This is a genomic window from Paralcaligenes ureilyticus, from assembly GCF_004346225.1.
Lineage (GTDB): Bacteria > Pseudomonadota > Gammaproteobacteria > Burkholderiales > Burkholderiaceae_B > Paralcaligenes > Paralcaligenes ureilyticus.
On sequence record NZ_SMAJ01000006.1, the window covers coordinates 53,165 to 79,341 of the forward strand.

The window sequence follows — 26,177 nt, forward strand, 5'->3', positions numbered from 1 at the left end:
CGAGTGCCAACATCACATATAAAAGAGGTACATCATGGCAAGCAAATCTGCCGCAACCGCCGTTCAGAATCACCTTCTGACAGAAAAAGAACTGCTGGCGATGCCGGAATCCGACTACATGAATGAAGCCCAGTTGGCCTTCTTCAGAGATCGCTTGAAACGGCTGGAGCAGGACATTATCAGTAATGCCGGCGCCACCACAGAAAACCTGCGCGAGACTCAGTTCGTGCCCGATCCGGCCGATCGCGCCACGATCGAAGAAGAGCATGCGCTTGAATTGCGCACCCGCGACCGCGAGCGTAAACTGCTCAAGAAGGTGCAGCAGTCCATTACCCGCATCGATTCGGGCGAATACGGCTGGTGCGAAGAAACTGCCGAGCCCATAGGGCTGGCACGCCTGCTGGCACGGCCCACGGCCACCCTGTCACTCGAAGCCCAGGAACGGCGCGAAATGCGCCAAAAGCTTTACGGAGATTGAATGATGGCTTTTTCCTCTTGAACTCTGGGGGTTCGCCTCCAGATAAAGGGTTCAAAGGAAAAGCCACATGGAACAATTTCACGCCACCACCATTATTTGCGTCCGGCGCGGCAATCAGGTTGCGTTGGGCGGCGACGGCCAGGTAACGCTGGGCAATATCGTCGTCAAGGCCACTGCGCGCAAAATCCGTCGCCTGTATCACGACAAAGTCCTGGCCGGCTTTGCGGGCGCTACGGCCGACGCCTTCACCTTGCAAGAACGCTTCGAAGCCAAGCTGGAAAAACATCAGGGCCACCTGATGCGCGCAGCCGTCGAACTAACGCGCGACTGGCGCACCGACCGCGCCTTGCGCCGCCTCGAGGCCATGCTGATCGTGGCCGACCACGAACATACGCTGGTACTCACCGGCACCGGCGACGTGCTCGAACCCGAGCACGGCCTGGCCGCCATCGGTTCAGGCGGCGCCTATGCTCAGGCTGCCGCCCTGGCCCTGCTGCACAATACCGAAATAGCGCCTGCCGAGATCGTTAAAAAATCCCTCGAAATAGCCGGCGACCTGTGCATCTACACCAACCAGAACCACATCGTCGAAACTCTTTAACGCCGAGCACCGCCCATATGTCAGCCAGCACCATGACTCCCGGAGAAATCGTCTCCGAACTCGACAAGAATATTGTCGGGCAAAATCGCGCCAAGCGCTCCGTGGCGGTGGCGCTGCGCAACCGGTGGCGCCGCCAGCAAGTGCCCGAACCCTTGCGCCACGAAATCCTGCCCAAAAACATACTCATGATCGGGCCCACCGGCGTGGGAAAAACCGAGATCGCGCGACGCCTGGCCAAACTGGCCAATGCCCCTTTCATCAAGATTGAAGCCACCAAGTTCACTGAAGTAGGCTACGTGGGCCGCGATGTCGACACCATCATCCGCGACCTGGTCGAAATCTCGATCAAGCAAACCCGCGATGTACAAATACGCCAGGTGCGCACCCAGGCCGAAGACGCCGCCGAGGACCGCATTCTCGACGTGCTGATTTCCCCTGCGCGCAACGCCCAGGGCGAACCTCAGCGCGAAGAAAATTCGGCTCGCCAGGTTTTCCGCAAGCGGTTGCGCGAACACAAGATCGACGACCTGGAAATCGAGATCGAAGTCGCCCAGGCCGCGCCGCAAATGGAAATCATGGCTCCTCCAGGCATGGAAGAAATGACCGAGCAGCTCAAGGGCATGTTTGCCGGCCTGGGCCGCGACAAAAAGAAACAGCGCAAAATGACGGTCAAAGAAGCATTCAAGCTTCTGACCGAGGAAGAAGCGTCGCGCCGTATCAATGAAGAAGATTTGCGCACCAACGCCATTACGAATGCGGAGCAAAACGGCATCGTATTCCTGGACGAAATCGACAAGATCGCGTCGCGCCAGGAACACGCCGGCGCCGACGTATCGCGCCAGGGCGTACAACGCGATCTGCTGCCTCTGGTCGAGGGCACGAGCGTCAACACCAAGTACGGCGTCGTGCGCACCGACCACATCCTGTTCATTGCCTCGGGCGCGTTCCACCTGTCGCGTCCCTCGGACCTGATACCCGAACTGCAAGGACGCTTCCCGATTCGCGTCGAGCTCGACTCGCTATCGGCGGAAGACTTCGTGCGTATTCTGTGCGATACCGATTCGTCCCTCACCAAACAATACAGCGCGCTGCTGGCCACCGAAGACGTCACGCTTTCATTTACTGACGAAGGCGTGAAAAGGCTGGCCGAACTGGCGTTCGAGGTGAATGAACGCACCGAGAATATCGGCGCGCGGCGCCTGTACACGGTCATGGAAAAACTGCTCGAAGACCTGTCGTTCGATGCCTCGGCCAGCAGCGGGAAAACCATCACTATCGATGCGGCCTATGTCAACGACAAGCTCGAGGAAGCCGCCAGCAGCCAGGATCTGGCCAGGTACGTGCTGTAGGAAGATGTAGCGTGCTGTAGGGCATATGTAGCGGCACCCCTTGTGGGTGCCATTTACGCAATAACCTGCGCCCCGTTTATCGAACATGGCAGCCACAAGGGCTGCCGCTACAAAAGCGTATCCATCATTGGCAACCGGCACCTGCAAGAGGTGCTGCTACTGAAGAGCCGCAGCAGGAACGGACCCTGGCTCGGTATCTTTACGCTTGCGAACCATTTCGCCCAGCAACACCCAACCGCATCCGAGCATGCCGCCCAATATCAGGCCCAACATAACGATAAGCGAGCGTTTCGGAGCATCCCGTGTCTGAGGTAATGTCGGGGCAAGCTGATAGCTGTAGCTATACGATGACGCAACCTGATACTTGAGCAATGGCTCGAGCAAATTCAACTCGCGCTTGATCTCGTAATAACGGGACGGAAAGATCAGCGGGGCCGTCTTGGCCGTAGTCAATTCAGCATTTAGAAGTTTTTGACCCAACATAAACAAGCGATGCGTATCGCTCAGTTCAATAACCGTATTCCCCGCAAAACTTCGCCCAACGGCGTAGTCCTTAAGCCCAGCCGTATTTGCGGTTAGCAGTGCCGCCTGCAGGCTGGCGATTTCCTGCTCGCGGGCACTTTTTAATTTGAACTCGATATCGGCCAACTCGGCCTGGCGCGATAGAACGCTGGCATTGAGGCTATCGCCGAACTCACCGTCCACGCGCCGGAATGTTTGTTTATTGATGGCGGCGATATAGTTGCTGAGAACACTCTGTGCATCTTTGGCCGTATCCGCGGTAAAGGATATTGCATAGTAAGGCGCGATATCATCCTTGCCCGGTTGCTTTACCAGCAGGTTCTTCTTAGCTAGGTTCACCAATAAATACTGGGCATTTCCAGCCTTTGCATTGGCGGCTAAATCCTTGTAGTACCGGCTTTCCGACAAAAACGCTTGCTTGTTGTTCTCTGCGGAGCTCAAAGCGATAAAGCTGGAAAACAGGCTCTGAATCAGAGGCAAAGTATTGACCGGCTTGTTCCCGTCCACCCGTGCCAATGCCCGACGCTGCTCCAGATAGGCTTTTATTTGCTCGACGCGAGGCGCGCTGACGTACGCAACAGACGTCCATTTTTGCTTGGCCGTAAAGGCATAGGCTGTCGCCACAATCGTAACGAGCACTGTAAATGCCAAAATAACGAATTTCCTGTTCCAAAGAATATTGAAGAGTTCGAACAAATCTATTTCGTCGTCGACCGCCGGAGGCAAGTACGTTTGTGCGGAGTCGCGCATGGCTGTTGGCGTATCCAATATATAACATTTGTGATTATTTAATGCAGATGTTATCACAATCGTATTTTTTATTTCTGCTTATAGATAACTGAAAGCCAACAAAAAGGCGCCAACAGGCGCCTATATACGGTCATGGTATGTGCTGTAAACGTATGTAGGGGCAGCCCTTGTGGCTGCCATTTACGCAATAACCTGCGCCCTCGTTTATCGGACATGGCAGCCACAAGGGCTGCCCCTACATAATTCACGGTCCAGGCGCTCGCCCATCACCCTTATTTCTTGATCTGCGTCACGATATATTTGCCGCCTTCGCGTTTGGCGGTAAACGATACCTTGTCGCCAGGCTGGATGCCTTTGAGTAAAGACGGATCAATCTGATAGATCAGCGTCATGGCCGGTAACTGTAGATCGGCAATGGCGCCCTGCTTGATGGCCACTTTGCCCGCCGCCGCGTCAACGCGCCGTACCTCACCCGAGGCGCTGGCCTGCTGGGCCTGCGCCGTCACGGCATAGACCGATGTCAACATCAAGCCGGCCATTACAGCCTGCCGCCCCAGTCGATTGGATAAAAACATGCCTTAAACTCCTTACATGAAACCTCGATATTCCGAGAGCAATATCCGCGAACCAAGCATAACGCCAAACAAAGGAGCCGGCTTGAAACACGTAAGTGACAGTTACCCAACAAAGGCAGCGCATTCAGACAGGCCCGTAAACAAGCGTGCCCCGTCAGACCATTACCGGCTGCGCCCGGCGCGCGAACCGGACATCCCGTTCATACACGCGCTAATGCGGGAGATGGCGGTTTTTGAGAAACTGACTGAAATATTCAAAGCGACCCAAGACAGCCTGCGTGCGAGTTTTTTCGGCCCGCAACCGGCGGCGCATTGCCTGGTGATTCACTCCGACGCCGAGCCGGACCGTCCCATCGCTTACATCATGTGGTTTTACAACTACTCCAGCTTTCTCGACAAGCGCGGCCTGTACCTCGAAGATATCTACGTGCAACCCGAGCATCGCGGACGCGGCCTGGGCAGCATGGCGTTGCGGCACCTGGCGCAACTCGCCGTCGAACAGGATTGCGGGCGCTTCGAGTGGACCGTGCTGGACTGGAACCAGAATGCCATCGACTTCTACAAGCGCCATGGCGCCGAGATATTGCCGGAATGGCGTATCGTTCGAGTAACGGGCGATGCCCTGCAGCGCCTGGCGAAGGAGTCCTGAATCATGGCCACCAGATTGTCTGTCATCACTACACGTACCGGCGATGCCGGCACCACCGGCCTGGGCGATGGCAGCCGCATCGGCAAAGACACACCGCGCGTTGCCGCGCTGGGCGACGTCGACGAACTCAATAGCGCCATCGGCCTGTTGCGCAGCGAATCTTTGCCCCAAGCCATCGATACCTTGCTGGCGCGCATACAAAACGACCTGTTCGATATGGGTGCCGAGCTATGCATCCCCGGCCACACCGCGCTGTCAACGGAACACGTGCTGCGCCTGGATCAGGCGCTGGCGCACTACAACGCTGAACTTGGGCCGTTAAAAGAATTCATCCTGCCCGGCGGGAGCCGTGCCGCAGCACTGGCGCATATGGCGCGCACCATATGCCGTCGCGCCGAGCGAACCGTGCTCACGTTGAACCAGCACGAAACGATCAGCCCGCCTGTCAAACAGTATCTGAACCGGCTATCCGATCTGTGTTTCGTATTGGCGCGGGTGCTTAACAAAACGCAAGGCGGAGCCGATGTCTTGTGGGGCCGGGACGGGTGATTGCCAGGGTTTTGCCACCCACAAGGGGTGGCGCTACATGATTGACTGGAGGGTTTGTAGGGGCAGCCCTTGTGGCTGCCATTTTCGTCACATTGAACCCATCTTTCTTCACATCGCACACACCCGCGCGTCACGCAACCGAAACCGCGGCGGCTCGCCCGGGCGTTCATAGACGTCCCAACGCACCGCCTCGTTTTCTACGCGGATGTCGGCGGTGGCCATGGTGTTCTCGGCATCGCTATCGTTGGGCGCATTGCGGTAAATCGGGAATTCCGCGTTCTGCTGGTCGGCCAGGATAGCCAGGGGATCGACCGCAGGCCCTTTCGCTGGGCCGGCCTTGCGCGCGTCTCGCCCCCGAGGCTCCCGATTTTCACCATCGTGCGAACCAGCCATAGACGCACCGCGCACCGCCTCGTCCAGCATCGCATCGCCGCGCATCTGGCGACAACGCGAAGATTCTGTAATGATTTGCGGAAAATCGCGCAAATCGGCATGAATCGCATGATTGGCATGCAAGGCCGGCGCCTGTATGCGCTTCGCCGATACCCCTGCCGCATTGAACTCGACACTCCATAGGTCGGCATGGCCACGCTGCGCCAGGGTTAAGTGAAAGCCGCCAGCACGCGGCGTTTGACGCAGTAAATCCAATGCCGCGGGAACGCCGGGTTGGTCCAGCAGCGCACGCGTGAGGATCATGCGAGGTACGCCGACCGCCACATCGCGAGACCGCAAATTATTGACCGTCATCGCCAGGCCCGCCTCGGTCACGGCAAAGGTGTGCCCGGGCAGGGAGGCTGGATACACAAAAGAAGCAAACCGCGAGCCTTGATCGATGGCCACCTCGGCGATGGCGCAAAATCCTGCAAACCCGGGATCGCCGTCTTCGTTGTGCGTCATGCGCGGGCTCGGCGCCGACGGCAGTTGCACCGTCGTGCATCCATCGGGGGCCATGGCCCATACATCGCCACGGCAATTCCACAACGCCACCTCTTCTACGGGCAGCTCGAGCCCCGCCGCCAGGCCGCCGAGCTCCTCCCAAATCCGGGAAAAACGCTGCTGTATCAGGCTGACCATGGCCTGCGCCGCAGACCGCCCCTTCCAGGCCATGACGCTTTGCCAAGGCGCGGACGAAACCAGATACGAATGCGCAACGGTTGCGCCAAACTTGCCCAGGGAATGGCCCACTTCGAACGGCGTGCCCGTCAATTCGATTCTAGAAAGCATATGCATTCCGCCTTTACAAATACGCGCCTGTCTGATGCAACTGCATTTCTGTACGTTCAATCTGGCCCACGGCCTGTTTACCGCTTTTAACCACTAACTGCTCGATCAATACCTCAATCAGAGCCTGGGCCGAAGTCAGGGAGGGGAAAAACGAAGGCGTGTCGGTGGAAAAAAGCAAAATTGCATCGGCCTTCAAGGCAATGGGCGCCAACACGCTATCGCAGATCGCCAACACCTTGCAGCCCGCCTTATGCGCCGCCTGTGTCACCTGCAAGGACTCGTGCGAATACGGCACAAAACTCATCACGACCAGGATATCGTCAGCCGCGAGCGCACGACACTCCATTTCCAGCGTACCCACATCGCCACGCAGCATGCCCACCGTCGAACGAAAGAGTCTGTACAAATAGTGGAAGCTGAACGCCGGTGCAAAGCAAGCGCGAAAGCCCGCCACATGGACAAAGCGGGCGCTCGCCAGCAAATCCACCGCCACCGGCATGCGCCCTGCGTTCAACTCTTCCAGCGAAGCCAGATTGCAGGCTTGCACCGCCAGCGCTTTGCCTATCATGGCCTGCGGGCTTTTCGAGCGAACCACCTTTTTAGCCTGCAGGGTATACAACTTGGGCGTCTGGCGGAAAGACTGGACGAACACCTCCTTTAGCGACTCCCATCCGTCGAATCCCAGGTGCTGGGCCAAACGCACCAGCGTTGCCGGCTGTACCTGAGCCTGCCGGGCGATCTTGCGCATGGACGAAATCGGTACTTCGGCCGGGAAATCGGTCAGATACTTCGCGCCCACCTGGAACTGCTGGGTCATGGATGGAAACTCCTGCCGTACCAACGCGACCAGGGCATCGAGATGCTGCGGCGGACTATTTTTTTGATTCATCATGATATGAGCGGAAAAAACAACAGTTTGTAGAGTACAGCGATTAAAGCCAAGTCAAGTTTTGAAAACAGCACGTTTCTGACAATACCTTGTTACACAGAAATTGGTTTGATTTATTTGTTTCTTTGTATATTATATAAGAAACGTTTGTTGAATTACCACCTCATTATCAGCCAGGCACCGCCATGACCCATGTTTTCCACCGCAACCCCAAAAAGCATCTTGATATCGCCGTGCGCGGACAAGGCATAGAAGTTTTCGACCAGAACAACAAAAGCTATATCGACGCATCGGGCGGCGCTGCCGTTTCGTGTCTGGGCCACGGTCACCCGGCCATCATCGAAGCCATCAAAAAGCAGCTTGACCAGATTGCTTATGTCCATTCCTCGTTTTTCACCACGCAAGTGACCGAAGATCTGGCGGATTTTCTGCAGCAGCATGCCCCCGGGGAGCTAAACCACGTTTATTTCCTGTCGGGCGGCTCCGAGGCGATTGAAGCCGCGCTCAAGCTTGCACGCCAATATTTTGTGGAGACCGGGCAGGCATCGCGCAAATACTTTATTGCGCGACGCCAAAGCTACCATGGCAATACGCTTGGAGCGCTCGCCATCGGCGGCAATGCCACACGGCGCAAGCCATTCCTGCCCTTGTTGGTGCCCGCCCACCACGTGTCGCCCTGCTACGCTTACCGCGACCAACTGGCCCACGAAAGCGAAGAGCAATACGCCACGCGGCTGGCCGATGAGCTTGAGCAAAAAATTCTCGAATTGGGCACCGAAAACGTCGCCGCTTTTGTGGCCGAAACGGTGGTGGGCGCCACAGCCGGCGCCGTACCCCCGGTCAAAACCTATCTGCAGCGTATCCGGCAAGTGTGCGATCGCCATGGCGTGTTGCTGATTCTGGACGAAGTCATGTCCGGCATGGGCCGCACCGGCCACCTGTTCGCCTGCGACCAGGACCAGGTCGTGCCCGACATCATCACCATTGCAAAAGGCCTGGGCGCAGGCTATCAACCTATAGGCGCCATGATCGCCAGCGACCGAATCTACAACGCGATCACCGGCGGCACCGGTTTTTTCCAGCACGGACACACCTATATGGGCCACGCAACCGCGTGCGCCGCCGCATTGGCCGTGCAGCAAGTCATCCAGAAGGAACATCTGTTGAAAAACGTACTGGCACGCGGCGAGCAACTGCGCACCGAGCTGCACAGCGCTCTGGACGGCCACCCCTACATCGGCGACATTCGCGGCCGCGGCCTGTTCACGGGGGTGGAGTTCGTGCAAGACAAAAACACCAAAGCTCCCTTCGATCCTGCATTGAAAATCAATAGCCAATTAAAGACCCAGGCCATGCACAACGGCCTGATGATGTACCCATCGGGCGGCACCATCGACGGCATCCACGGCGACCACGTACTGCTCGCGCCGCCCTTTATTTGCACCGCAGCCAACATCAGTGAAATCGTCAACCGCTTCGTACAGACCGTGCAGGACATCGTGCCGGCCAAATAAGGCCTGGGCCGACAGCCCTGCGAACGGCCGCATTCATATTTTCAGCAACAACAGGAGACAGGTAATGAAACAAAAATCACTATCGATCAAGACCGCCGTACTGGGAGCCACGCTGGGTCTGCTCTCGTTCACGATGGCCGCGCAGGCAGCCGTGGACGTCAGCAAAAGCCCCACGCTGACCAAGATCAAAACCAATAATGTGTTGGTCATAGGCCATAGAACGTCGTCAATTCCATTTTCTTACTACGACGAAAATCAGAAACCCATAGGCTTTGCGCAGGACATCTGCAACCAGATCATCGCCACGATCAAAACAGACGTCCAGAAACCCGATTTACCCGTCCGGCTGATGCCGCTCACGCCTCAAAATCGACTTACTCTGGTTCAAAACGGGACCGTCGACCTGGCCTGCGGGGTAGCCACCAACCTGAAAGCACGCCAGGAACAGGTCACCTTTGCCGATACCTATTTTGTCGCCGGCACCCGCCTGCTGGTCAACAAGAAAAGCGGCATCAAAGATTTCAAGGATATTCGCGGCAAATCGGTGGTGACCTTGGCCGGCACAACCTCGGAAAAGATTCTGCGCAAAATGAACGATGAGCAAAACGCCAACATCACCATACAAAGCGCCAAGGAATATGCCGAAGCGTTCCTGATATTGCAATCCGGCCGTGTTTCCGCTTTTATGATGGACGACGTGTTGCTCTCGGGCGCCCGCACGCTGGCGCGCAACCCCAACGATTGGGAAATTGTAGGGACTTCGCAGTCGGTGGAGCCCTATGGCTTCTTCATGAAAAAGGGCGACCCTGTCTTTAAGCAAGTCGTCGACGGCGTCATCGCCGGTATGATGAAAAGCGGTGAAATGGCCAAGCTCTACGACAAATGGTTCATGAACCCGGTGCCCCCCAAAGGCAGCAATTTCCATATGCCCATGAGCGACCTGGTGAAAAAGGCGTACGCGAACCCTAACGATCAAGCCATCAACTAAAAGCACGGTAGTGCCATAAGCGGCGCCGGCCTCCGGCGCCGCTTAGCCTCTATTGCGAGCACACTATGTCATACAAATGGGATTGGGGCGTTTTTCTGGAGCACGCCTCCAAAAACCAGACTTACCTGGACTGGATGCTGTCGGGCTTCGAAGTCACGCTGATGCTTGGGCTGTCGGCGTGGTTGATCGCCCTTGTCGTGGGCACGTCGCTGGGCGTCATGCGCACCCTGCCCAATCGCGCCTGCCGCGCCATCGGCGCCGCCTATGTTGAGCTGTTTCGCAATGTACCGCTGCTGGTGCAGTTTTTCATCTGGTATTTCGCGGTGCCCGAGCTCATGCCTTATGGCGAACAATTCAAGCAACTGCCGCCTTTTGTTCAGCAGTTTCTGGCGGCCATGATCTGTCTGGGGGTATTCACCGCCGCGCGGGTCTGCGAGCAGGTGCGCTCGGGCATCAATGCCTTGCCGCGCGGCCAGAAAAACGCGGGCCTGGCCAACGGATTAACGCTGCTCCAGACCTATCGATACGTGCTGTTGCCTGTCTCATTTCGCATCGTGCTGCCTCCCATTACGTCCGAATTCCTGAACATATTCAAGAACTCGGCAATCGCCTCGACCATAGGGCTCATGGAACTGGCCGCGCAGGGGCGCCAACTGGTCGACTACACGGCCCACTCTTACGAGTCATTTATGGCTGTCACGTTGCTCTACGCCCTGATCAGCCTGTGCGTCATGGCGATCATGTGGCGGATCGAGCGGCTTTGCTACATCCCCGGCCTGTCGTTCAGGAAATAACCATGATCTTTGGATTCGATTTCGGCTGGCTAAACCAAAGCACGTTCAACCTATTGGGCCGCGGCATGGGTGTATCGCTGCAAATTACCTTTACGGCGATGGCGGCAGGCATCGTCTGGGGCACGCTGATCGCACTGATGCGCTTGTCGTCCTACAAAACCTTGAACGTGTTGGCGGCCACTTATGTCACTATATTTCGCCTGGTGCCTCTGGTCATGGTGCTGCTGTGGTTTTTCCTGATCGTACCGGACTTTCTGCAGTCGCTGTTTGGGCTGTCAGGCGCCACCGACATGCGCCTGGTGTCGGCCCTGGTCGCCTTTGCGCTGTATGAAGCAGCCTACTATTCGGAAATTATCCGCGCCGGAATTCAAAGCATTTCCAGTAGTCAGCAACACGCCGCGTTCGCGCTGGGCATGACCTATTCCCAATCCATGCGCCTGATTATTTTGCCGCAGGCCTTTCGCAATATGCTGCCGCTCTTTCTGACCCAGGGCATCATTCTGTTCCAGGACACATCACTCGTCTATGTCATTGCCCTGGCCGATTTTTTCGGCCAGGCCTACGGTGTGGGCGAGCGCAACGGCGCCGTGGTCGAAGCCCTGTTCTTTGTCGGCGCCGTGTACTTTATTATCTGCTATTCAGTGTCTTTAGTCGTAAAGCGCTACCAACATAACATCTGATCATCGATCTCTACCCAGAAAGGACAACCATGGCCCGCCTCCCCTACGCCGACCTGAACCACCCCGACGTCAGGCCGCTCGTCGAGCAAATCGTAGCCGAGCGCGGAAGCGTTCTGCATCTATACCAAATGCTGCTGCACAGCCCAGAAGTGGCGCGCGGCTGGCTCAGCCACTTGACCGGAATCCGGCAACGCAGCACATTGCCGGGCAAACTGCGTGAAATGGTCATCATGCGCATCGCAATCCTGAACGGCGCGCCGTACGAAGCCGACCAGCACGCCCCCATTGCACTCAAAGAAGGCATGACGCAAGGGCAGCTTGACGCACTCGACCAGTGGGAAGCATCGACGGTTTTCAACGAACAGGAACGCGCCGTGCTGGCCTACACCGATGCCATGACGCGCCACGTGCACGTACCCAAAGAGGTCTTCGCGGCCGTCAAACCGCATTTCGACGCCAAGCGGCTGGTCGAGCTGACCGCTACTATCGCCACCTACAACATGGTGGCGCGCTTCCTCGAGGCGCTGGAAATCCATTCGGATGACGAGCGTTGAATGGCAGCCACAAGGGCTGCCGCTACATTAGCGACGGGTACGTTCTCGATTAGGACGGATACGTTTTTGTAGCGGCACCCCTTGTGGGTGCCACCGGCACGTCACAACGGCGTCCACGTCCCCGTCCAACACCTATCCTACGCGGCCAGCGTCGCCTCGACCAACTTCGACCAATACGTGGCACCTATCGGCAGCAGGGCATCGTTGAAATCGTAATTGGAATTGTGCAGCTGGCACGGCCCCATGCCGTGATACGTATTGATGCGGTGATCGCCATCGCCATTGCCGATGAACAGATACGTGCCGGGCACTTTTTCCAGATAGAAGGAAAAATCCTCTGCTCCGGTATGCGGCGGCGTATCCCTATCGACCCGGTCGGCGCCAAAGATTTTTTCGGCCAGATCTGCCGCAAACTCGGTTTGCTGCGGCCAATTGACCAAGGGCGGATAGCACCGCACAAAATCCAGCTCGCCCGTGCCGCCGTATGCCTCACAAAGTTTGGTCACAATGCGGCGCATATTGTTTTCCATCAGATCCAGGACCTCGACGCTATAGGTTCTGACGGTCCCGCGAATCACTGCCTGCGCCGGAATCACGTTATAGGCGTCACCCGCATGAATCTGCGTAATTGACAACACTGCCGTGTCGATCGGATTTTTATTGCGTGTGATGAGGGTTTGCAGGGCCTGCACCATTTCCGTCGCGATCATGATCGGGTCTACGGACTTATGCGGCTGTGCGGCGTGGCCGCCCACCCCATTGATAATGATATCGAAGCGATTGCTCGAGGCCATGGTCGGCCCCGCACGAAAGCCGAAAGCACCCGCCTCCATCCCGGGCATATTATGCATGCCGTAGATCACATCGCAGGGAAAGCGCTCAAACAGGCCATCGTCCATCATGGCCTTGGCGCCGGCATTGCCGCCTTCTTCGGCCGGCTGGAAAATAAAGTTGACCACGCCGTTGAAATTTTTGTGCGTCGCCAGGTACTGGGCGGCGCCCAGCAGCATGGTGGTATGGCCGTCGTGGCCGCAACCATGCATTTTGCCGGGATTCGTCGAGCAATGCGCGAAACGATTGTTCTCGGGCATGGGCAGCGCGTCCATATCGGCGCGCAAGCCAATGGAGCGGCCGCCCGTTCCAGAGCGCAACACCCCCACAACCCCCGTCTTGCCTATATTCGTATGCACTTCCAGGCCCAATTCAGTCAGGCGCTTGGCCACCAGGGCCGAGGTGCGCTGTTCGTTAAACGCCAGTTCGGGGTGCGCATGAATATCGCGGCGGATCGCAATCAGTTCTTGATGGTTTTGTTCAATATCGGCTAATAAACTCATAATTTTCGTCTCTAGGAATGACACTATGATGGAGTGTCTTGGGAATACGATAACGCAATTTACCGGGTTGGTGATAGCGTGCCTTGGCACCCACAAGGGGAGCCACTACACCAATTGCGCCTGCACGAACTTGGCCAAATGTTCGGACAGCAAGGTAAGTGATTTCTGCAAGGCGCCAAAGCCCGGCGATTTCTCGTAGGTATCTTCATCCATATACAGCTTGCGATTGACCTCGATTTGCAGGCTGTGGCGGTTCTCGGCGGGCCGCCCGATGCGGGCAATGACCGCCACGCCCTTGAACGGATCATTGCGCGCCACCGCATAGCCGCGCCCGATCAAAAAGGTTTCGATCGTTTCGACCAAGGCCGGATCACAGGTGACTCCGTCGCGGTCTCCCAGCACAAAATCAGCCAGAGGGTGGTCCGAGTCAATTTCAAGCACCTCGTAGGAATCGGCCGGCATCGAGTGCAGGTTCAAATGCCAGACGCCTCCGAACTTTTCGTAGGCCGCTTCTATCTGCTGGTTTAGCGCGGCATGATAGGGTTGGTGGAAGGTCTGGATGCGATTTTCGACTTCAGCCACCCATAACTTGCGATCGTAAATGGCCTGCTTGCGGGCAAGCCGCCATATCAGCCCGTGACCCAACCGGGTTTTCTCCGTGGGATGCACTTCGGTCGCCCAGGGCTCGGCGAGCATGTTCACGTCGATATCGGTGAGTTCACGGTTGGGATCGATATAGGACCGCGGGAAATTGGCGGCCAACAAAGACCCTCCCACCGCGGGAATGGCGCGCCAAAGTTCGTCGACATAGGTGTCTTCACCCGAACGCAAAATCGACGCGGGCAGGCAACTACCGAAGTCCTTTGGGTAGATGACGCCGCTGTGCGGCGAATCGCAGACCAGCGGAATCGCGTGGCCCTTGGCCCGCGACAGGACAAAAGGTTCAAAATCGGAATCGGCGAATATCATTTGAAGGTTCCTTGAAAATCCAGCCTTGAATCAAAATCATCGTTGCAATTGACGCGGATCGCATGGGCGTCAGGTATAGGGGCTGATCAATAGTTTACGGCGCGATGGCAGCCACAAGGGCTGCCGCTACATAACGTGGCGGTCGCTCATGTAGCGGCACCCCTTGTGGGTGCCATTTTCAACCCTAAAATTCATAACCGGCCTACGAACCATCATTCAAATGACAGGCGCTAAGGTGCTTGGACTCTCCTCCCGAAACCCCGTCATGCTCCACGGATTTAAGCAACGGACGCTCGACGCGGCAGCGCGGCATGGCATGCGGACAGCGGGGATGAAACGGGCAGCCCGCGGGTGGATCGCTCGGGGAAGGAAGCTCGCCCTTGATCGTGTCGAACTGACGCCGTTCAGCCTGCAAACGGGGCAGCTCTTTAATGAGCGCCTGCGTATACGGGTGGTTGGCCGCCTTGAAAATGGTTTCAGTTGGCGCGATTTCGACAATGCGTCCCAGGTACATAATGGCCACGCGATCGGAAATATGGCTGACCACTCCCAGGTTGTGGCTGATGAAAAAATACGTTAAGCCATATTCACGCCGCAACTCGATAAACAGATTCAGCACCTGCGCCTGGATCGACACATCCAGCGCCGCCACCGCCTCATCGCAGACAATGACCGAAGGCTTCAGAGCCAGGGCGCGAGCCACACCGATGCGCTGTCGCTGGCCGCCCGAGAACTGGTGCGGATAGCGGAACCGATAGGACGGGTCCAGGCCCACTTTCTGCATCAGCTCGCACACATAAGCCTCTTTGGCGGCACGCGTAACCATGCCATGCGCCATCGGAGCCTCGCCAATAATATCGATCACGCGCATGCGCGGATTCAGCGACGAGAAAGGATCCTGGAAAATCATCTGTACGCTTAACTCATACTGGCGCCGGGCCGCTGCATCAAGCGTCGCAACCGAGCGGCCCTTGTAGAAGATTTCACCCCGCGTAGGCGGCAAAATTCCAGTCAGCATGCGCCCCAGCGTGGATTTTCCGCAACCCGATTCACCCACCACGCCTATGACCTCGCCGGCAATAATGTCCAGATCGACACCTGCCACGGCCTGCACCGGCCGAGGCGCGGCACGCCCCCTCAACACACGCCCTAGCCGATCCACCATGTCTTGCGGCTGCACATAATGGCGTTCCAACTGGCGCACGCCAAGAATGATGTCGTCGCGATCGGCGCTCATGCCTGAACCCCGCGATGCCAGCAGCTTACTTTATGCAAGGGCGCGACTTCCTCGAATAGCGGCTCCTGAACACACTGCGGCGTTGCGCGATAGCAGCGAGAGCGAAACGGGCAGCCTTCGGGCATATTCAGCAGCGACGGCGTCGAGCCGGGAATTTGGAATAGTTCCTTGCCGCGGGTGTCGAACGTAGGAATCGAGGCCATCAGGCCATGGGTATAGGGATGTTGCGCGGCCCCTATGATTTCGGCCGTCGGGGCCGTTTCAACGATGCGGCCTGCGTACATCACCGCCAGGCGATCGGCCAGCCCCGACACAATCGCCAGGTCGTGCGTAATCCAGATCAGCGCCGTATCCATTTCACGGCACAGTTTTTGCACTTCGTACAGAATCTGCCCCTGTATGGTCACGTCCAATGCCGTCGTAGGCTCGTCGGCAATGATCAGCTTAGGCCTGTTCAACAAGGCAATGGCGATGGCAATGCGCTGGCGCATGCCGCCCGATAAATGGTGCGGATAGACACTCATCCGGTCGGCCGGAGCCGGGATGCCGACCATGCCCAGCACCTCTATCGAACGGGCACGGGCCGCCGCCCGCGAAACGGATTCGTGCGCCTGTATCGTCTCGATCATTTGCGTATCGACGCGCAAGGTCGGATTCAGGGTCATCATGGGATCTTGAAAAATCATCGCCATGTCGTTTCCGCGCAAAGCGCGATATTCGCCTGCCGACAAGGTCTGCAAATCGCGCCCGTCGAAAAACAGGCGGTCGGCCTGAATCCGGCCCGGAGCGTCGACCAGGTTCATCAGGGAAAAACCGGTCATGCTTTTACCCGAACCCGATTCGCCCACCAGCCCCAGGATTTCTCCTCGTTTGATCTGCAAGGAAACGCCGTCCACCGCCTTGACCACGCCCGCGCGGGTATGGAACCAGACTTTCAGCCCCTGTACATCGAGCAGCCATGGGCTGGAAGAAAGCGGTGATGCGTGTGTCTGCAAAAAAAAGCTCCTGCCTAAATTTCGTTGCGCGGATTGAGAATATCGCGTAAATGATCGCCTACCAGATTAATGGCCACGACCACCAGCGCCAGCGCAATGCCCGGAAAGAACGAAATCCAGTAATTGCCCGACATCAAGAACTCGAAGCCGTTGGCGATCAGCATACCCAGCGACGGTTCGGTCACAGGCACCCCCACGCCCAGAAAAGACAAGGTGGCTTCAAGTGCGATGGCATGCGCGAGATCGATGGTGGCAATGACCATGAGCGGCGGAATGCAATTGGGAAATACGTGATGAAATAAAATTCGCGGCCAGGACAGCGACATGCAGCGCGCCGCCTCGACGTATTCTCTGTTGCGCTCGACAATGGCGGCGCCTCTGGCCGCTCGCGCAAAATACGCCCACTGCACGGCAATAAGCGCCACAATCACCTTGTCTACGCCTTTGCCCAGCACCGCCAGCAATATCAGAGCCACCAGTATGGATGGAAACGACAACTGGATGTCGACGATGCGCATCAGGAGTGCATCGACGCGGCCGCCGAAGTAGGCCGAAATCAAACCCACTGTTGAGCCGATCACAAAGGCGACGGATACCGACACAAAGCCCACAATGAGGCTGATGCGCAGGCCATACAAAATGGCGGAAAAGACGTCGCGCGCCTGGCCGTCCGTGCCCAGCCAATATGTCATGGCGCCACTGCCGCTCACCGACCCGGGAGGCAGTTTCGAATCCATGATGTCCAGCGTCCCGATATCGAACGGATTTTGCGGCGCAATCCAGGGCGCAAAAATCGCCAGGCATAAAAACAGAACCAGCAGAACAAGACCCAGCACCGCCAGCTTGCTGGCCAGGAACTGCTCGATAAACAGCCGCAACAGGCTTTCACGCCTGGCTGGCACAAGGCTGGGCTGAATGGGAGTATCGGCCGTCGTCATGCGCCCCCCTCCAAACGTACGCGCGGATCGAGCACGGTATAGATAATGTCTACCGCCAGGTTAAGCATGGCCAGGAACACGACCGTCAACATCAGGTAGGCCACCACCACGGGCCGATCCAGCGTAATGATCGAATCGATCAGCAGTTTGCCCATGCCCGGCCAGGAAAATACCGTTTCCGTCACCACCGCAAACGCAAAAACCTGGCCGTATTCGAGACCCCCTATCGTGACGATGGGAATCAGAATATTCTTGAGCAGATGCACCCCCAGCACGCGCTTTTCAGACAAGCCTTTGGCGCGGGCAAACTTGATGTAATCGAGCGGCAGGCATTCGCGAGTGGCGGCGCGCGTCACGCGGATGATCAGGGCGCACTTGGCACAGGCGATCGTGGAAGCGGGCAGGATCAGGTTGCGCCATCCCTCCCAGCTGAAAACACTAAGCTGAATCGGCCCGAATGTTTCGACCGGCCCGCGCCCACCGGCCGGCAACCAGCCCAGCAACACGGCAAACACCATGATAAGCATCAGGCCGACCCAGAAATTGGGCAGCGAAAAACCCAACACCGATCCGGTCATGATCGAACGGGCGCTGACGCTTTCCGGTTTGAGGCCGGCATATATGCCCAGAGGCACGCCAATCAATAACGACAGGAGCATGGCCACCGTGGCCAGTTCCAGGGTGGCCGGCATGCGTTCCAGAATCAAACGCATGGCCGGCTCGCCGGTTAAAAAGCTGTTGCCGAAATCCAGATGGACGGCTTTGCTCAGAAAAATGAAATACTGATGCCACAAAGGCAGATTCAGGCCCAGGGACTGGCGAATCAACTCGCGCTGGGCATCGGTGGCCTCGGGGCTGGCCAGCATGGACACCGGGTCGCCCACCAGATAAAGCCCGGCAAATACCAACGCCGACATGACCAGCACCACAACAAAGGTCTGGATCAGTCGGCGAATAATGCTCGATAGCACCTGTCAACCCGGCCTTACTTGGCCAGTGTCATGTCTTGAGCCAGCGTCATTTGATCGGTGCGCCCGCCGTAGCGGATGTCCTTTTTCATCGCCCAGACCGATAGCTCGAATTGCAAAGGCAAGATGGCGTAGTTTTCCATCGCCATATTCGCCGCGCTCTGCAGCATTTCAGAGCGCTTGGCGTCGTCCAGGGTTTTGGACGCCTCCATGACCAGGCTGTCTATTTTGGGATTGGAATAATGGCTCCAGTTGGTGGTTCCCAGCCCAAGCTTCGGGTCTTTGGTCACGACCAGGGCCGTGAGCGGGTTGAGCATTTCGCCCGAGCTGGCCGCCCAGCCGGCCAGATAAGTACTGAATGAATAAGAGTCGCGTTTCTTGAAAAACACCGGCGGCGCCATGGTTTCGACATCGGTCTTGATGCCTATGCGCGCCCACATGGAGGCCACTGACTGCGCAATGCGCTGGTCATTGGTGTAACGCCCGGCAGGCGAGCCCAAAGACACGGTGAAGCCTTTGGGGTAGCCCGCGGCAGCCAACAGCTCTTTGGCGCGAGCCGTATTGGCCTGGGGCACGACGGAATATTTTTTGGAAGCGCCAAAGGCCGGATAGGCCAGCAAATTGGCGGCGGGCTGGGCCACCCCGCCCATAATGCGCGAAACAATGGCCTTGCGGTCGATCGCCAGCGATAAAGCTTCACGCACACGCGCATCGGTAAGCGGATTCTTGCCACCGGTGCCCGCCATGCCCGGAGGCACTTCCTTGGATTGATTCAGCGCCACGTAAATGACCCGCACCGAGGGCGTTTCCTGGATGTAAAGCTTTTTGTCTTTTTTGAGCTTGGGCAAATCGTCGGTCGGAGGATCCTCGATCACATCCACGTCGCCCGCCAAAAGCGCCGCAACCCGCGCCGCCGAATTGGAAATGGGCCGATATATCACCTTGTCCCAGGCGGGCTTCGCGCCCCAGTAATACGGATTGCGATCGAGCACGATTTCGGCGCCGCGCTTCCAGGACACGAATTTATAGGGGCCGGTGCCAATCAGGCCCTCGCCGCGATTCAACTCTACCGTAGTCTTGCCTTCGGGCGCCGGGCCGGATGCGTCTTTTTTGGACATGATCGGTATCATGGACAAATTGGCCAGCAAGACGGGCGATGGCCCCTTGGTGGTGATCCTTACCGTTAACGGGTCAACCGCCTCGACCTTGGCAACGCTGCTTAAATACAGCGTATAGGATGAAGGGCTATTGGGAACCAGGGGTACGCGAGCGTAGGTAAACACCACATCGTCGGCTGTAAAAGGCGAGCCGTCGGAGAATTTGACATTGGGGCGCAATTTGAACAACCACACATTGCCGTTGACCGTCCAGGACTCGGCCAGCGACGGTACAGGCTTGGCCGTGGCGTCGGTACGCACCAGGGGATCGAACATGGTTTCCGACAATTGCGTATTGGGCGTGAGCGAATGGAACTGCGGATCCATGGAGCTGGGCTCGGAACGCAGGGCGATCGTCAGGTCGCGGGCCTGCGTCGTGCTGGCGATACTCAGGAAACCAACCGCCAGCGCCGACAAAAGAACCGTTTTATGTATTAACTTCATGGTCACTATGCCTTTTAAAACGATAAGCCCCCCTTGGGCTCATCTACCCATTCTTCGAGTGTAAGCGACCCCACGCCAATTAAAAGATCGGTGTTTTCCCCAAGCAGGTGGGACTCTTGAATGGCCGACGCCCCATAAAGGGGCGTCGATGTTTAAAAGACCAGGCCCGCCGCGTGGGCCTGGTCGTCGGCATGATACGAAGAGCGCACCATGGCGCCTACCGCCGCATGGCTGAAACCCATGGCAAGGGCTTCGCGCCTGAGCATGTCGAAAATGTCGGGCGGCGCATAACGCAGTACCGGCAGATGATGCTCGGAAGGCTGCAAATATTGCCCTATCGTCAGCATATCGACATTGTGAGAGCGCAAATCGCGCATGACTTGCAGGATTTCCTCGTCCGTTTCGCCCAGACCCAGCATCAGCCCCGATTTGGTCGGGGTATTGGGATGCACTTTCTTGAACTCTGACAGCAAGGTGAGCGAGTGCTGGTAATCGGCCCCGGGCCGGGCCTGCTTGTACAGGCGAGGCACGGTTTCAAGATTGTGGTTCATCACATCGGGAGGGCCGCCATTGAGCACCTCGAGCGCACGATCGAGACGGCCGCGAAAATCGGGGACCAACACTTCAATACGGGTGCTGGGTGACAATTCGCGCACCTTGCGTATGCATGCCACGAAATGACCGGCCCCGCCATCGCGCAGATCGTCGCGGTCCACGGACGTAATCACCACATAGGAAAGCCGCAGGGCCGCAACAGTGCGCGCCAGGTTTTCGGGCTCGTTTTCGTCGAGCGCGTCCGGACGGCCGTGGCCCACGTCGCAGAAAGGACAGCGGCGAGTGCATTTGTCGCCCATGATCATGAAGGTGGCCGTACCCTTGCCGAAACACTCGCCGATATTGGGGCACGCCGCTTCTTCGCAAACCGTGTGCAGATGGTGCTCGCGCAAGATCCGCTTGATATCGTAAAAACGCGAACCGGCGGCCGGCGCCTTGGCGCGGATCCAGTCGGGCTTTCTGAGGCGTTCGGCCGGCACAACCTTAATGGGAATGCGCGACGTTTTGGCCAGGGATTTCTGTTTCTGAGTAGGATCGTAAGCGGGCGGCTGCGCCGCGGCTTCGTGGCCAAGAGACTGCTCGACGGGTGTGGTCATACGGCTTCCTGCGGCAAGACGCAGGTCTTGCGTTCATAGAAAAGTCATTTTAACCCGTGGCCTGCCGCGCCGCCTAATCTCCCTTTGGGGAAGGTCGGTATTAGCAGGAATGGCACCCACAAGGGGTGCCGCTACAAAAACATACCTGTCGCATGTAGCGGCAGCCCTTGTGGCTGCCATTTCACACCGCTGCTAACACCCCTTCCATACAGGCGGCCGCTTCTGCGTGAAGGCATCGATGCCTTCGGCCACGTCCTGGGCCATCATGTTTTGCGCCATAACACCCCCGGCATAATCGTACGCATCGGCCAGGCCCATACTGCGTTGCCGATAATACATGGCCTTGCCGGTACGCACCGCCACCGGACTTTTCGCGCAAATAGTCTGCACCAGGGCTGCCACGGTCGCGTCAAGCTGCCCGGGCGCCACCGCCTGATTGATCAAGCCATTATCCACCGCTTCGGAACTGCTGATGAAGCGGCCGGTCATCAGCATTTCAAAAGCCTTTTTGGCCGGCACATTGCGCGACAAGGCCACCGCGGGCGTCGAACAAAACAAGCCGACATTAATCCCCGACACCGCGAACTTGGCCGTATCGGCGGCAATGGCCAGGTCGCAACTGGCGACCAATTGGCAACCGGCAGCGGTCGCCATCCCGTGCACTTTGGCAATTACGGGCACCGGCAACGCCACCAAACTTTGCATCACCCTCCCGCAACGCGCGAATAACCGCACGTAGTAATCGTGGTCGGACGCAGCGCGCATCTGCTTCAAATCGTGGCCGGCGCAAAACGCCCGCCCCGCGGCGGCAAGCACCACACAGCGCAGGTCGGCGTCCTGCGCCAATACATCCAGGCTGCTTTGCAACTGGGCCAGGAGTTCCTCGGTCAAGGCATTGAATTGATCCGGCCGATTCAAGGTCAACGTGACTACCCCATCGACCCGATCCACCAACAATTGTGCTTGCTCTGATGTGGACACGCTGATCTCCTGTTGGCGCTGCGAAGCGGGAAGCTTTCTGCTTGCCCACCACTGAAAACAAATGAGTTTGTATTTTACGCTGGCGACGGTATCGCGACCGCTGTTGTGGCACCCACAAGGGGTGCCGCTACAAAGACCCGCCGGAACGTTATGTAGCGCCACCCCTTGTGGGTGGCATAACCCTGGAATGAAAGACGGTGTCTTGCGTAGATGACAGGCACAAGGCCTGTCGCTACAAAATTCGCCTGCCGGTACAAAGCTCGCGTACAGGTACTTGTAGCGGCAGCCCTTGTGGCTGCCACCTTCACAACATAGCGTCGTGGCCAGTCAAGGTGGGGCGGGCGATTCGGGCACGCCGCGCGCAGGGCCGGCTTCGGGGATGCAAGGCGTGCGCTGTTTGAGTGGGACGATTGCGAATAGCCCAGTGGGCTATTCGCCCCACGAGTTCGCACGCCGCCCCGAAGCCGGTCCTGCGCGCGGGAAGTCATGGCGAAGCCATGACCGTGACCGTCAGAGCCCGCCCCACCTTGACTGGCCACGTCGCGGGGCTAGAAAAAAGGTTCTAGGCGGATAGGTTATGCGACAAAAGAATGCCACCTGCAGCGAATGCCACCCACAAGGGGTGGCACTACGGGTGGCGTTGCGAACGCGGTAATACGGGTAGCGATACAGAACGCCAATCTACCGCACGCCCGAGCCATACCCCTCGAAAACCTGGCTCAGTCGCAGCGCCAGCAGATCGCCGGCTTGTTCAAACGGTATTGATATGCCGCAAGTCCGCAAATCAACAGTGCGCAAACCTTCGTAGCCGCAGGGATTAATCCCCAGAAAGGGCGACAAGTCCATGGCCACATTCAACGCAACGCCGTGATAAGCGCAACCTTTGCGAATCTTGATCCCCAAGGCGGCAATCTTGGCCAGATCGTCTTGCTCCATAGGCACATACACCCCAGGCGCGCCCGCCTTGCAGCAGGCTCGGGCAAGCCCCAGCTCCTTCAGGACTCCAATCACCCCTTTCTCGAGCAACTCCACATACTCTTTGGCATAAATGCCAAGACGCCGCAAATCGATCAGGCAATACGCCAGAACCTGGCCTGGCCCGTGATAGGTGACTTGCCCGCCGCGGTTCGATTGCACCACCGGAATCGAACCGCTGTTCAGGATATGTTCGGGCTTGCCCGCCTGCCCCAAGGTATACACCGGCCGGTGCTCCACCAGCCAGATTTCATCGGGCGTGCCCCCGTCGCGCGCCTCGGTAAACGCCTGCATGGCCTGCCAGACATCAAGATACTCGGCCGGCCGCGCCCACCACTTGACGTTGATCATTACAAGACTATCGCCACCATCGGGTGAGCATGCAAGGCACGATACAAATTATCAAGCTGCTCGCGCGAAGTGGCTCGTACGGTAAACGTCAACCCTATGTAATTGGCGTTGGCGCTGGGGCGCATTTCCACGGACGCGGGATCGAACTGGGGATCGAACTGCATCACCAGGTCGGTCATCGTTTGCGCGAAATCGGGATGCGCCTTGCCCATGACCTTAATCGGAAAATTGCTTGGGTACTCGATTAAGGATTGTTCGGGAGGAATCGTGGGCATAAGGCGTTAATCGTTAAAGCGCAGCGATAGCCCTGTCGTAGCCCGCACGCAATTTGGCATACACGGCGCCCGGCTTGCCGCTTCCCACGGACTTGCCGTTGTAGTTGACAATAGGCAAGACCTCTTTGGTGGCCGACGACAGCATCAGCTCATCAGCCTGCGCAACCTCGGCTTCGGACACCGGACGCGATTCGAATGACACTCCGGCATCGCCAGCCAGCTCTTCGAGAAAGCGGTAGCGTATTCCCTCGAGGATCAGGTTGTTGCGCGGCGGAGCAAGAAGCACGCCGTCTTTGACCACCCATATATTGCAGGACGACCCTTCGGACAGGAAACCATCGCGAAACTGCACCACCTCGTCCACACCAGCCTCTATCGCGTGCTGTTTGGCCAGGACATTGCCCAATAGCGACACGGACTTGATCTCGCAATGCAGCCAGCGCAGATCGGGCATGCTCACGACCGAAAGCCCCTGTTCACGGTGAGGAGCGTCTGGCCTCGTGAACGGCGACACCATGCAGAACACCGTAGGCACAAGTGCGTTTTTGGGGAACGCGTGGTCGCGCTTGGCCACGCCGCGCGTCACCTGCAGGTACACCATGCAATCCGCTGTGGGCGAGCGCTTGAGCATATCGAGCACCAGCTTTTCCCAGTCATCGCGAGAGCGGCCGGCTTTGATACCGATGGCCGCCAGGCTGCGCTCCAGACGCGCCAGGTGCGCCGCCATGCGAAAAGGTTTACGCCCGTAGGCCGGCACCACTTCATAAATGCCGTCGCCGAAAATAAACCCACGATCCAGCACCGAAATTTTGGCATCGCCCAAACGGACGTAGTCACCGTTCAAATAAACAATACTGTCGCTATCAACATCGGGAATCATTACTTATGCCTTGTCATCCGCTTGAAAATTAGTGAAACATCAAACGGATTTTATCGTAAACGCGCCCGAAGAACCCGGCCTCAGGCACAGCGTTCAAAACCAGCAGAGAATCCTGGCGCAGTACTTTGCCACCCAGCGACAAGGATACGGTGCCCACCTTGGCACCTTTTTTGAGCGGTGCAATCAGAGGCTGGGTGTATTGGGCCACCGGCTTGACCTCGGGGCCCTTGCCGCGCGGCACGGTAATCCAGATCGGCTGCATTTCGCCCAACCCCACGGTCTCGGCCTGCCCTTCCCACACCTTGGCCTGCACCGCCGGATGCTGGGTATCGAACAGTTTGATGGTGTCGAAATTCTGGAAGCCCCAGTTCAGCAGCTTGAGAGTGCTTTCGGTGCGCGCCGAGTTGCTCGCGGTCCCAACGACCACGGCCACCACGCGGCGATCATTGCGTATTGCGCTTGCCACCAGGCAATAACCCGCCGACTGGGTATGGCCGGTTTTCAGGCCATCGACGGTAGGGTCGGTCCATAACAGGCGATTGCGATTCAGCTGCTTGATTTTGTTATAGGTAAATTCTTTTTCTTTGTAATAGCGCATGTACTGCGGATGCTTGTGCAGCAGGCTGTTGGCGAGGATGCCCAAATCGCGTACTGTCGTGTAATGATTGGGATCGGGCAACCCGGTTGAATTGGCAAAATGCGTATCTTTCATGCCGATCCGGGCCGCTTCCTGGTTCATCAACGCTACAAACGCCGACTCGCTGCCCGCCACGGCCTCGGCCAGAGCAACGGTTGCATCATTGCCCGACTGCACAACCAGCCCCTGCAACAAGTCGTCAACCGATACTTGCGTATTGAGTTTGACGAACATGCGCGAGCCTTCCGTTTTCCAGGCTTTCGTGGAAATATTGACGGTTTGATCCAGCGTAAGACGTTTATTGTCGAGCGCATCGAACACAATGTCGGCCGACATCAGCTTGGTTAGCGACGCCGGTTCAATTTTTTCGTCGGGATTGGACGCGGCGATGATTTGGCCGCTGGTGGCATCCAGAACCAGCCACGCCTTGGCCTCGATCGCGGGTGCTGGAACCGAGGATAAATCACCGGCCATGGCCAATGTTCCGGCCGGAGCCGCCACTGGAGCCAGGACGCTTGCAGTTGGCGCGGACGCGGCCGGCGCAGATGCGGAGGCAGGCGCAGCCACTGGCGCGGCAGGCGGCGCCACAGCGGCAGGTGATTTTTGCGCCATGGATACCAGAGGAGCAAGGCTCAGCGCAAGTCCGGCAAGGACGTAACGCGAACGGTGGCCACTGAGAAAGCGAGCTGAACGAAAACGAACTGAATGGGTCATCGACTTTCCAAAGTAACGGTCCAAGCTTGAAGGCCTGAAAAGCAAAGACCCCATT

Annotated in this window: 27 protein-coding genes; 10 read left to right on the top strand and 17 right to left on the bottom strand. The window is 57.7% G+C overall.

Annotated elements, in window-relative coordinates; translation table 11 throughout:
• The first annotated feature begins 34 nt into the window (after positions 1–34).
• The 3 genes from dksA (at position 35) to hslU (ending at position 2,428) form a co-directional block, all read left to right on the top strand.
• Entirely contained in the window at positions 35–478 is a 444-nt protein-coding gene (gene dksA / locus EDC26_RS09780) for an RNA polymerase-binding protein DksA (RefSeq protein WP_132582018.1), read from the top strand.
• Between the two features lie 67 nt (positions 479–545).
• Complete coding sequence (gene hslV, locus EDC26_RS09785) at positions 546–1,079, top strand: ATP-dependent protease subunit HslV (RefSeq protein WP_132582020.1); 534 nt, start codon at positions 546–548, stop codon at positions 1,077–1,079.
• A 17-nt stretch (positions 1,080–1,096) separates the two neighbouring features.
• A complete protein-coding gene (hslU, locus tag EDC26_RS09790) occupies positions 1,097–2,428 on the top strand; it encodes an ATP-dependent protease ATPase subunit HslU (protein ID WP_132582022.1) in 1,332 nt (443 codons plus the stop codon).
• A gap of 156 nt (positions 2,429–2,584) precedes the next feature.
• Here the strand turns inward: hslU and EDC26_RS09795 are convergent, their stop codons facing one another.
• Positions 2,585–3,700 carry an LPS O-antigen chain length determinant protein WzzB gene (locus tag EDC26_RS09795; RefSeq protein ID WP_132582024.1) on the bottom strand — a complete coding sequence of 372 codons (1,116 nt, stop codon included), beginning with the start codon at positions 3,698–3,700 and terminating at the stop codon, positions 2,585–2,587.
• Positions 3,701–3,972: 272 nt separating this feature from the next.
• Positions 3,973–4,239: a copper-binding protein gene (locus tag EDC26_RS09800; protein ID WP_243700874.1), complete on the bottom strand. Its 267-nt coding sequence runs from the start codon at positions 4,237–4,239 to the stop codon at positions 3,973–3,975.
• A gap of 250 nt (positions 4,240–4,489) precedes the next feature.
• On the opposite strand from EDC26_RS09800, the gene EDC26_RS09805 reads away from it, so the two are divergent.
• Together EDC26_RS09805 and EDC26_RS09810 are read left to right on the top strand one after the other, a co-directional pair.
• Positions 4,490–4,924 carry a GNAT family N-acetyltransferase gene (locus EDC26_RS09805; RefSeq protein ID WP_132582306.1) on the top strand — a complete coding sequence of 145 codons (435 nt, stop codon included), beginning with the start codon at positions 4,490–4,492 and terminating at the stop codon, positions 4,922–4,924.
• Between the two features lie 3 nt (positions 4,925–4,927).
• Positions 4,928–5,473 (top strand): cob(I)yrinic acid a,c-diamide adenosyltransferase, encoded by a 546-nt coding sequence (locus tag EDC26_RS09810; protein ID WP_132582028.1) that lies wholly within the window; start codon positions 4,928–4,930, stop codon positions 5,471–5,473.
• Between the two features lie 108 nt (positions 5,474–5,581).
• On the opposite strand, the gene EDC26_RS09815 is transcribed toward EDC26_RS09810, so the two are convergent.
• Together EDC26_RS09815 and EDC26_RS09820 are read right to left on the bottom strand one after the other, a co-directional pair.
• Positions 5,582–6,697 carry a C45 family autoproteolytic acyltransferase/hydolase gene (locus EDC26_RS09815; RefSeq protein WP_481859724.1) on the bottom strand — a complete coding sequence of 372 codons (1,116 nt, stop codon included), beginning with the start codon at positions 6,695–6,697 and terminating at the stop codon, positions 5,582–5,584.
• Positions 6,698–6,710: 13 nt separating this feature from the next.
• Entirely contained in the window at positions 6,711–7,589 is an 879-nt protein-coding gene (locus tag EDC26_RS09820) for a MurR/RpiR family transcriptional regulator (RefSeq protein WP_132582032.1), read from the bottom strand.
• A 182-nt stretch (positions 7,590–7,771) separates the two neighbouring features.
• Here EDC26_RS09820 and EDC26_RS09825 point away from each other — a divergent pair, with 182 nt between their 5' ends.
• From EDC26_RS09825 to EDC26_RS09845, 5 genes are all read left to right on the top strand, one after another.
• A complete protein-coding gene (locus tag EDC26_RS09825) occupies positions 7,772–9,100 on the top strand; it encodes an aspartate aminotransferase family protein (protein ID WP_132582034.1) in 1,329 nt (442 codons plus the stop codon).
• A 64-nt stretch (positions 9,101–9,164) separates the two neighbouring features.
• On the top strand, positions 9,165–10,088 hold the full coding sequence (locus EDC26_RS09830; RefSeq protein ID WP_132582036.1) for a transporter substrate-binding domain-containing protein: 924 nt from the start codon (positions 9,165–9,167) through the stop codon (positions 10,086–10,088).
• A 65-nt stretch (positions 10,089–10,153) separates the two neighbouring features.
• Positions 10,154–10,882, top strand: a complete 729-nt coding sequence (locus EDC26_RS09835; protein WP_132582038.1) for an amino acid ABC transporter permease — start codon at positions 10,154–10,156, stop codon at positions 10,880–10,882.
• A 2-nt stretch (positions 10,883–10,884) separates the two neighbouring features.
• Positions 10,885–11,562, top strand: a complete 678-nt coding sequence (locus EDC26_RS09840) for an ABC transporter permease subunit (RefSeq protein ID WP_132582040.1) — start codon at positions 10,885–10,887, stop codon at positions 11,560–11,562.
• A 29-nt stretch (positions 11,563–11,591) separates the two neighbouring features.
• On the top strand, positions 11,592–12,116 hold the full coding sequence (locus EDC26_RS09845) for a carboxymuconolactone decarboxylase family protein (RefSeq protein WP_132582042.1): 525 nt from the start codon (positions 11,592–11,594) through the stop codon (positions 12,114–12,116).
• 137 nt (positions 12,117–12,253) lie between these two features.
• On the opposite strand, the gene EDC26_RS09850 is transcribed toward EDC26_RS09845, so the two are convergent.
• The 13 genes from EDC26_RS09850 to EDC26_RS09910 form a co-directional block, all read right to left on the bottom strand.
• The gene (locus tag EDC26_RS09850; protein WP_132582044.1) at positions 12,254–13,450 is read right to left on the bottom strand and encodes a M20 aminoacylase family protein; all 1,197 of its coding nucleotides are present in this window, start codon (positions 13,448–13,450) and stop codon (positions 12,254–12,256) included.
• Between the two features lie 105 nt (positions 13,451–13,555).
• A complete protein-coding gene (locus EDC26_RS09855; RefSeq protein ID WP_132582046.1) occupies positions 13,556–14,419 on the bottom strand; it encodes an N-formylglutamate amidohydrolase in 864 nt (287 codons plus the stop codon).
• Between the two features lie 202 nt (positions 14,420–14,621).
• A complete protein-coding gene (locus tag EDC26_RS09860; RefSeq protein ID WP_132582048.1) occupies positions 14,622–15,656 on the bottom strand; it encodes an ABC transporter ATP-binding protein in 1,035 nt (344 codons plus the stop codon).
• Positions 15,653–16,651 carry an ABC transporter ATP-binding protein gene (locus EDC26_RS09865; protein WP_132582050.1) on the bottom strand — a complete coding sequence of 333 codons (999 nt, stop codon included), beginning with the start codon at positions 16,649–16,651 and terminating at the stop codon, positions 15,653–15,655. The genes EDC26_RS09860 and EDC26_RS09865 overlap by 4 nt, the downstream gene beginning before the upstream one ends.
• A gap of 14 nt (positions 16,652–16,665) precedes the next feature.
• Positions 16,666–17,589, bottom strand: a complete 924-nt coding sequence (locus EDC26_RS09870) for an ABC transporter permease (RefSeq protein ID WP_132582052.1) — start codon at positions 17,587–17,589, stop codon at positions 16,666–16,668.
• The gene (locus EDC26_RS09875; protein ID WP_132582054.1) at positions 17,586–18,560 is read right to left on the bottom strand and encodes an ABC transporter permease; all 975 of its coding nucleotides are present in this window, start codon (positions 18,558–18,560) and stop codon (positions 17,586–17,588) included. Before EDC26_RS09875 ends, EDC26_RS09870 begins: the two co-directional genes overlap by 4 nt.
• A 14-nt stretch (positions 18,561–18,574) precedes the next feature.
• Entirely contained in the window at positions 18,575–20,158 is a 1,584-nt protein-coding gene (locus EDC26_RS09880) for an ABC transporter substrate-binding protein (protein WP_132582056.1), read from the bottom strand.
• A gap of 152 nt (positions 20,159–20,310) precedes the next feature.
• Complete coding sequence (gene lipA, locus EDC26_RS09885) at positions 20,311–21,309, bottom strand: lipoyl synthase (RefSeq protein ID WP_132582058.1); 999 nt, start codon at positions 21,307–21,309, stop codon at positions 20,311–20,313.
• Between the two features lie 192 nt (positions 21,310–21,501).
• A complete protein-coding gene (locus EDC26_RS09890; protein ID WP_243700862.1) occupies positions 21,502–22,290 on the bottom strand; it encodes an enoyl-CoA hydratase in 789 nt (262 codons plus the stop codon).
• A gap of 681 nt (positions 22,291–22,971) precedes the next feature.
• Complete coding sequence (gene lipB / locus EDC26_RS09895) at positions 22,972–23,616, bottom strand: lipoyl(octanoyl) transferase LipB (protein ID WP_132582060.1); 645 nt, start codon at positions 23,614–23,616, stop codon at positions 22,972–22,974.
• Positions 23,616–23,891, bottom strand: coding sequence for a DUF493 family protein (locus tag EDC26_RS09900; RefSeq protein ID WP_132582062.1), 276 nt, complete (start codon positions 23,889–23,891; stop codon positions 23,616–23,618). Before EDC26_RS09900 ends, lipB begins: the two co-directional genes overlap by 1 nt.
• Before the next feature lie 13 nt (positions 23,892–23,904).
• Entirely contained in the window at positions 23,905–24,771 is an 867-nt protein-coding gene (locus tag EDC26_RS09905) for a D-amino acid aminotransferase (protein WP_132582064.1), read from the bottom strand.
• Between the two features lie 28 nt (positions 24,772–24,799).
• A complete protein-coding gene (locus tag EDC26_RS09910; protein ID WP_132582310.1) occupies positions 24,800–26,020 on the bottom strand; it encodes a D-alanyl-D-alanine carboxypeptidase family protein in 1,221 nt (406 codons plus the stop codon).
• Positions 26,021–26,177 lie beyond the last annotated feature (157 nt).